Here is an 8400-nt window from a genome sequence, read left to right on the forward strand (position 1 = left end):
CTCAGCGAGCCCGGCCCAGGGCCCGGATGAGGAGCTCGGGGTCGATCCCGAGCTTCCGCATCAGCTCACGCCCCGACGACTCCTCGTCCTCCAGCAGGGCGAGCAGGATGGCGGCCTCGCCGACGCGGCCGGACGAGGTGCGCTCGGCGGCGGTGCGCAGCCGGGCCCGGNNTCGCTGCCCATCGCGCCGAAGGCCAGCAGGAGCGTGTAGGTGCCGATGATCTCGCCGCGCGTCTCGGCCAGCAGCTTCGCGAGCCGCACGATGCCCACGGCGCTGCGGCTCAGGTCGTCCATCGGCAGCCGGTCGGCGCCGGTCGGCGCCGCCGCGTCCGGGGCCGGGGTGTCCCGATCCGACGTGTCCCGGCTCGGCGTGTCCCGGCCCGGCGTGTCCCGGCCCGGGACATCACAGTCCGGGACATCACGGTCCGCTATGTCCCGGTCCGGGGTGTCCGTCGCGCCGTCCGGCAGCAGCCGCTCCAGCGGGACCCCGCACAGTTCCAGCAGCCTGGAGGAGACACCGCCGCCCACGGCGACGAAGGCCGCGGCGATGTCGGCCGTGGTGACGGTGTTCCTGCCGTCCGCGGCGGCACGGGTGGCCGCGTCCGCGAACACGCGGTTGACGGTGTCGGACAGGATGCCGCCACGTGCCGTACCGGCGCCGGAACCGCCGCCGTCCGTGCCGGAACTGCGGCTGAGGACCTGGTGGATCACCTGGTCGAGAGCCTCCATGGCGCCCGCGCCGATGCTCTCCTCGATCCGCTGCCGTATGTCCGCCTCGCCGAGCAGCCCTTGCAGCAGATCGACCGAGGCGACCCCGCCCCGGTCGGCGGCGGACGCGCGCACCCGCCGCATCAGCTCCTGGGCGTCGGGGGCGAGAGCGATCGCCAGGTCGTCGTCGGGCACCTCGGACGGCTCGGGGCTCCCCGCCGCCGCGTCCTTGGTGAGGCCCGCGGCCGGGTCCCCGAACAGGATGAAGGACGCCCAGGCCGCGTCCGGCCGTTCACGGAGCGCGACGCGGGCGGCCCGGACCGCGGCACCCGCCGGCTCGCCCGCGAGCAGCCGTCCGTAGAACTCGGCGGCGAACCGCCAGGCGCCCTCGTCGGCCACATCCGTACGGGTGCCGACGACGGTCTTCGCGCCCAGGACCATGAAGGACATGCACATGTTGGCCACTTCGCCCTCACCGGCGGAGGCACAGCCGTTGATGAAGGCCACCGGCGGCGCACCGCGCGACGAGAGCGTCTGCAGGACGACCTCGCCGAGCAGTTGACGGTCGTGCATCATCAGCCCGGTCGTGCCGAGACCGGTCGCCACATGACCGCAGAAGTGGAAGAGATCGTACGGCGCCTCCTCCGAGGCCAGTTCCGTGACGACGTCGAGCAGGGTGGCCTCCCGCCCCAGCAGCACCGTGCACTCGATGCCACGGCCGCCCAGCCACGACGCGACCTTGACGACCTCCTCGCGCGCGGAGGGAAGATCGCCGAGGGTGTCGCCCACGATGAGCGCGCGGCCGACCCGGCTGATGCCGCGCCCGCCGACGACGGGGCGCCTGCCCATCAGCCGGCGCCCGAGGTCATGCTTGAGGCCGAGGAATTCCGTACCGTCGTGCAGCAGTTCCCACGGGACCTCCTGCTCGTTCGTCCGTACGAGGATGGGGCCGGCCGACGCCCGCAGCCGGGTCACCAGCTCGGCCACACTGCCCTGTACCCGCGGGAACAGATGCTCGTAGAGCAGCCTGCCCCACTTGGCCAGCTCCTTGACCGGGCCGGTCCCCTGGTCCGGTTCCCCGGCGGCCGCCCTCGTCAGGGCCTCGTCGATCCGGGTGCGGCAGCCCCTCACCAGTCCCGGGTCGACCTCGACCGTGTACTCCATCTCGAGCGGAGGACTGTCGCCGACGACGCTGCCGACCCGCAGGTCGTACTCGTAGCGAACGGTCATGCCCTGTGCGGTGACCCGGACGTTCAGCGTGGCCGGCTCACTCATGACGGTCCGTTCATGACCGGGTGTGCCGCCGGACGAACGCCTCGACGAGCCGCTCCTCGGCGGCGGTGGAGGGCTGGATGATCTCCACCCGGTCGTCCCCCATGATCACCGTGATCGATGTGACGCCGCTCGCGTCCGCCGCGTCCGTCCCGTTCCCCGGAGCCGGAGAAGCGTTACGCCCTTCGGTCAGCCAGCCCCGGATCGTGTCGATGATCAGGACCAGGGTTCCGGCCGATGTCACCACGAGGGTGGCCACCTCGACGACACCGCCCGAGCGCCGTCCCGGCGCGGGCCGTGCGGCGTAGGCCGGCACGACCCTCGCGGCCCCGTTCTCGGACAGCCTCCGGCCCAGAGCGGCAGGCGCGTCCGCTCGTACATCCCCGTTGAGGACCAGTTCGCACGCGAACCCCTCGTCGGGCTTCCGCTCCACCACGTAGGACCTCCGTCTTCCGTCCACAACCCTATGACGCACCGTCGCCGTGAGGGAGTTCTTCGGCCACATGCGTGCCGGGCGGTACGGCGCGCGGGACGGTTCCTCAGCCGGCGTCCGTGTCGGCGCTCGTCCCGGCGAGCCCGACCGCGGTCGCTTCGAGGAGGAAGCCGAGCCTCGGGGCGAAGTCGAGGGCGACATGGCCCCAGCGCGGTTCCTGCTCGTACAGGGCGGCGAGCGTCGGCGTCGGGTGCGACACCTGCCAGAAGGCGGCCGCGAGGGCGAGCGCCGTGGCCAGCAGGCCCTGGATCTGCTCGGCCGTCATGCTGCTCGCGCCATCCAGTGTGCTCACGATCTCGTCGTGAGCGGCGAAGGAGTTGGTCTTGTACCGGCGGGCCCGCTCGATGCCGACGTCGCCTTCGAGGGACAGCGGGACGTGCGTCAGCAGGTCGCAGAAGAGGGGCAGCGAGGCGAGGGTGCTCGCGAGCACCGCCGCGGTCTGCCGGGGCCCGAGCCCGGTGCGATCGCCGGCCTCGCCCGTGACCGCGTCGCGCCACCGGCCCCATCCCCGCTCGGCCAGTTCGAGGAGCAGCTCCTCCTTGCTGGCGTAGTAGCGCCGCACACCGGTGCGGTGCAGGCCCGCGCGTTCGGTGACCGGCGCCAGGGTGATGTGCCGGACGCCGCCGAGCTCCGGGGCGAGCGCCTCGGCCGCCGCCAGCAGGTCTTCGGAGCGACGTGCCTTGTCCTCGGCCGATCGGGCTCTGCGGTGCATACCGGAACTCTAACGCTCGCGAGGTGCGTTACCCCCGGGAACTCATGCCGCGCTCGCCGTAACGCATCAATGGGTGCGTTACGGCTTGACCCCGGGCCGGATCGATGCCGGGCACGGCCGCACCTTCCGAGGTCGACGTGCTCCCGCTGGCCGACGCGGTGACCGCGCACGAGCGGATGGAGAACCGCTCCGTCAACGGCCGCATCGTCCTCACACCATGAGCGTCCTCACACCATGAACGTCCTCGCTCCATGAACGTCCTCGCTCCATGAACGACGAGCCCCCGGCATCCTTCGCCGGGGCCGCTGTTCGTGTCGTGTACCGCGCCGCGTCGGGTGAGTGATACCGGACATTCCTTCTCGGTGGATGACCTTGAGCGTCTTCTTCCGTTTCGTTCGCACACCCCGTTCCGCACACCCCCGAAGAGACAGGGTCCACGCTCATGCCCGAACTCAATCGGCGCCGGTTCCTCCAGATCGCCGGAGCGACCGCCGGCTTCTCCGCACTGTCCGAGAGCATCGCCCGCGCCGCCGCCATCCCGGCCGGGCGGCGGTCCGGCACGCTCCAGGATGTCGACCACATCGTCGTACTGATGCAGGAGAACCGTTCCTTCGACCACTACTTCGGCTCGCTCAAGGGCGTGCGCGGATTCGGCGACCCGCGACCGGTGACGCCGGTCGGCGGGCGGTCGGTCTGGCATCAGTCGGACGGTACCAAGGACATCCTGCCGTACCACCCGGACGCCGAGGATCTCGGTATGCAGTTCATCGCCGGGCTCGACCACGACTGGGCGGGCGGTCACCAGGCGTGGAACCAGGGCCGCTACGACCAGTGGATCCCCGCCAAGTCCCCGGGGACGATGGCGTATCTGAAGCGTGAGGACATTCCGTTCCACTACGCCCTCGCCGACGCCTTCACCGTGTGCGACGCGTACCACTGCTCGTTCATCGGGGCCACCGATCCCAACCGCTACTACATGTGGACCGGCCACACCGGCAACGACGGCAAGAACGGCGGGCCCGTCCTCGGCAACGACGAGCTGGGATACGGCTGGACGACCTACCCCGAGCGGCTCGAAGAGGCCGGTGTCTCCTGGAAGATCTACCAGGACACGGGCGACGGGCTCGACGCGGCCGGCGGCTGGGGCTGGATCGACGACGCCTACCGCGGCAACTACGGCGACAACTCGCTCCTCTACTTCAACAACTACCGCAACGCCAAGCCCGGCGACGCGCTGTACGAGAAGGCGCGTACGGGCACGGACGCGAAGAACGGCGACGGCTTCTTCGACATCCTCAGGTCCGACGTGAAGGCCGGCAAGCTGCCGCGGATCTCCTGGATCGCCGCGCCCGAGGCCTTCTCCGAGCATCCCAACTGGCCCGCCAACTACGGCGCCTGGTACATCTCGCAGGTGCTGGACGCGCTCACCTCCAACCCCGAGGTGTGGAGCAGGACGGCTCTCTTCATCACCTACGACGAGAACGACGGCTACTTCGACCATGTCGTACCGCCCTATCCCCCGGCCTCCGCCGCGCAGGGCGCCTCCACCGTCGACACCTCGCTCGACCACTTCCCGGGCGACAGCCGCCATGCCGCCGGGCCCTACGGTCTGGGCCAGCGGGTGCCCATGATGGTCGTCTCGCCCTGGAGCACCGGCGGCTACGTCTGCTCGGAGGTCTTCGACCACACCTCGATCATCCGGTTCATGGAGCGCCGTTTCGGGGTGCGCGAGCCGAACATCTCACCCTGGCGGCGCGCCATCTGCGGCGATCTGACCTCCGCCTTCGACTTCGGCCTCAAGGACACGAGGCCCGCGTCGCTGCCGGACACCGACGCGTACGAGCCGACGGACCACGAGCGGCACCCGAGCTACCGGCCTGTCCCGCCCGACCGCGCCGTCCTGCCCAAGCAGGAAAAGGGCTCCAGGCCCACGCGCCCGCTGGCGTACGCGCCGTTCGCGGACGGTAGCGCGGCCTCCTCGACCGGGCGTTTCACGCTCACCTTCAGCGGCGGCGCCTCGGCGGGCGCGTCCTTCACCGTGACCTCGGCGAACCGCACCGACGGCCCGTGGACCTACAGCACCGGCGCCGGACAGCGGCTCTCCGACACATGGAACACGGCGTATTCGAACGGCACGTACGACCTGTCGGTGTTCGGGCCCAACGGCTTCCTCCGTACGTTCCAGGGCTCCGGCACCACGGCGGGCCCCGAGGTGAGCGCCCGCCATGAGGCCGGCGAGACCCGCAAGGGCCACGAGGCCCATGGGCACAAGGGCTCCGGCGCCTCGCGTGTGGTGCTGACCCTGACGAACGCGAGCAGGACCGACCGCCGTCTGACGATCACCGACGCGTACGGCGGCAAGAGCGTGACCGTCAAGGTGCCGGCGGGCGGGCATGTCGTACACCCGGTGGAGCTGCACGGCACCAGGCGCTGGTACGACCTGACGGTGGTGTCCGACAAGGACCGGGGCTTCCTGCGCCGGCTGGCCGGACATGTCGAGAACGGCACGCCGGGTGTGAGCGATCCGGCGATCATCACCGGCTGACACCGGTACGTCCCAGTCCGGCCGCGAGGACTCGGGAAAGGACTGGGAAAAGGGGCCGCTCGTACGTCGTACGGGCGGCCCCCGGCCGTCCGCCCCGCTTCCGATCAGCCCGCCGGGGCCCTCAGCCAGACCGCCGTGTCCGGCGCCAGCAGCGGGCCGGTCGTCCCGTCGCCCGCCGGCGCGCCGCTGACGAGCAGCGGTTCGGAGCCGGCCGGCAGCGGCAGCGGCTCGTCGGAGAGATTGACCCGGCACTCCAGGCCCGTGTTCCCGCTCCCTCCGGCGCTGCCGCCCTTGCGGAAGGCCAGTTCGCCCGGCGCCGACGGCAGCCAGGTGAAGCCCTCGTCCCCGAGATGGCGGCGGCGCAGGCGCAGCGCCGTACGGTACAGCTCCAGAAAGGAGCCCGGAGAGCCGGTCTGGGCCTCGACCGAGCGCTCGCCCCAGCCCTCGGGCTGGGGCAGCCAGGTGCCGCCGGGCCCGAAGCCGTACGAGGATCCCGTCCTGGTCCACGGCAGCGGCACCCGGCAGCCGTCGCGGCCCTTCACCGTGTGCCCGGTCCGCTCCCACATCGGGTCGCGCAGCGCGTCCGCGGGCAGATCGGCCACCTCGGGCAGGCCCAGTTCCTCGCCCTGGTAGAGATACGTCGTACCGGGCAGCGCCAGCGTCAGCAGTACGGCGGCCCTGGCACGCCTGCGGCCCCGCTCCTCGTCGAGCACGGGTTCCCGGCCGCCGGTCATCAGCCAGCCGCGGAGTCCGGTGCCCTCGGGCAGGCCGTACCGGGTGGGATGGCGCACCACGTCATGGTTGGAGAGCACCCAGGTCGGCAGGGCTCCGTTGGCCGCCGCCCCGGTGAGCGAGGTGTCGATCACGTCACGGAACGAGCCCGCGTTCCACGGGCAGCGCAGATGGAAGAAGTTGAAGGCCTGGTGGAGCTCGTCGGGCCGGGTGTAGAGCGGCAGTCTGGCGGCGCTGACGCCCGCCTCGGCGACCATGATCCGGGGCGGCGCGTAGGAGTCGGTGATCTTCCGCCACCTGCGGTAGATCTCATGGACCTCGTCGCGGTCCCAGAACGGGTGGTTCTCGCCGCTGGGCGGGGAGTTGAGGGACGCCGAGTCACCGCCGTGGGTGTTGCGCAGCGGCGGGACGAGGTCCTTGCGCAGCCCGTGGGCCACATCGATGCGGAAGCCGTCGACGCCCAGGTCGAGCCAGAACCGCAGGACGGCCTCGAACTCGGCGGCGACCTCGGGATTCTCCCAGTTCAGATCGGGCTGCGCGGCAGCGAAGATATGCATGTACCACTGGCCGTCGGGGACGCGGGTCCACGCCGCGCCGCCGAACTTGGACTGCCAGTCGGAGGGCGGCTCCGCGCCGCCCGGGCCGGTTCCGTCCCGGAAGACGAAGCGGTCGCGCGCGGCGGATCCGGGCGGCGACGCGAGGGCCTCGGTGAACCACGGGTGCTGGTCGGAGCAGTGGTTGGGCACGATGTCCACGATGGTCCGCAGACCCAGCGACCTGGCCCGGCCCAGCAGTGCGCGGAAGTCGTCCAGGGTGCCGTGGCGCGGATCGACCTGGCGGTAGTCGGCGACGTCGTAGCCGCCGTCGGCCAGGGGGGAGCGGTAGAACGGGGTGAGCCAGACGGCGTCCGCGCCGAGGTCCGCCACATGACCGAGCCGGTCGGTGATCCCTCGGAGGTCGCCCATTCCGTCGCCGTCGGAGTCGGCGAAGCTCGGGACGTAGACCTGGTAGACGACGGACTCCCGCCACCAGTCGCGGTCGTCGCGGAGGACGCGGGTGCCGCCGACGCCGTCGCCGTGTGTGCCGCTGCCGCCGTCGACGCGGCTGCCGCCGGCGTTGCCGCTGCCGTTTCCGTTGCCGTCCGGGAACGCGTGCTGAGTCACTGATACCTCTCGTGCCGGGATACTCGCGCCGGGATGTGCGGGCGCTGGGCCGACTGCCATGGTGCCGGTGCGATCATCCCTTGAGCGCACCGGACGGGTCAGTCCGAGGTGTGACACTTCCCGCAGTGTGCACGGCTCCGCCGGCCCGGCCGTCGTACGGCCGGGACAGAGCCGGACGGCGCGGTGCTGGTGGACGCCGTGTCCGGGCCGTCACCGCCCGTGGTGGCCGGTGGTGGCCGTACCCGTGGATGTGATCGTCACCGAGTGGTCCTCGAGCGGAGTTCCGTCGTCCGCGGTCGCAGTGAGCGCAGCGCCAGCAGCAGCACCCCGATGTCGTCGACGAGGACCGGATCGGGCAGCAGGTCGACCGGGAGCAGCAGATAACCGACGGCCGCCCAGAACACCCAGCCGTTCTCGGCCGGCAGGCCCGCCCGGCGCAGGGCCCGGCGGGCCCGTACCAGCCGGACGACCAGGACGATCGCGACGCCCAGGGTCACCGCGACCAGGAGGGCGGCCACGGCGATGAGGATCTTCAGTTCGCTGCTCATGGCGTGCTCCTCGTTCGGGGGTCGTGGGGCGGGCCCCGACGGCCCCGCCCCACGACCCCCGAACGAGGAGCACGCCATGAGCAGCGAACTGAAGATCCTCATCGCCGTGGCCGCCCTCCTGGTCGCGGTGACCCTGGGCGTCGCGATCGTCCTGGTCGTCCGGCTGGTACGGGCCCGCCGGGCCCTGCGCCGGGCGGGCCTGCCGGCCGAGAACGGCTGGGTGTTCT

5 protein-coding genes and 1 pseudogene are annotated in these 8400 nt (G+C 71.7%); 1 reads left to right on the forward strand and 5 read right to left on the reverse strand.

Annotated features, from left to right (window positions below; all coding sequences use genetic code 11):
• Positions 1–172 precede the first annotated feature (172 nt).
• From BFF77_RS38275 to BFF77_RS25655, 3 genes and pseudogenes are all read right to left on the reverse strand, one after another.
• Positions 173–1983: pseudogene (locus tag BFF77_RS38275) on the reverse strand (CHAT domain-containing protein); the annotation flags it as partial.
• Between the two features lie 10 nt (positions 1984–1993).
• A complete protein-coding gene (locus BFF77_RS25650) occupies positions 1994–2416 on the reverse strand; it encodes a hypothetical protein (RefSeq protein WP_066954003.1) in 423 nt (140 codons plus the stop codon).
• A 103-nt stretch (positions 2417–2519) separates the two neighbouring features.
• On the reverse strand, positions 2520–3185 hold the full coding sequence (locus tag BFF77_RS25655; protein ID WP_211280313.1) for a TetR family transcriptional regulator: 666 nt from the start codon (positions 3183–3185) through the stop codon (positions 2520–2522).
• A gap of 442 nt (positions 3186–3627) precedes the next feature.
• Here BFF77_RS25655 and BFF77_RS25660 point away from each other — a divergent pair, with 442 nt between their 5' ends.
• Entirely contained in the window at positions 3628–5730 is a 2103-nt protein-coding gene (locus tag BFF77_RS25660; protein WP_066954006.1) for a phosphocholine-specific phospholipase C, read from the forward strand.
• A gap of 104 nt (positions 5731–5834) precedes the next feature.
• On the opposite strand, the gene BFF77_RS25665 is transcribed toward BFF77_RS25660, so the two are convergent.
• Both BFF77_RS25665 and BFF77_RS25670 read right to left on the reverse strand, forming a co-directional pair.
• Positions 5835–7625 carry a glycoside hydrolase family 13 protein gene (locus BFF77_RS25665; RefSeq protein ID WP_245703706.1) on the reverse strand — a complete coding sequence of 597 codons (1791 nt, stop codon included), beginning with the start codon at positions 7623–7625 and terminating at the stop codon, positions 5835–5837.
• A gap of 257 nt (positions 7626–7882) precedes the next feature.
• Positions 7883–8173 (reverse strand): hypothetical protein, encoded by a 291-nt coding sequence (locus BFF77_RS25670; protein WP_066954008.1) that lies wholly within the window; start codon positions 8171–8173, stop codon positions 7883–7885.
• Positions 8174–8400: the final 227 nt, after the last annotated feature.

The sequence above is a fragment of the Streptomyces lushanensis genome, assembly GCF_001700515.1.
Lineage (GTDB): Bacteria > Actinomycetota > Actinomycetes > Streptomycetales > Streptomycetaceae > Streptomyces > Streptomyces lushanensis.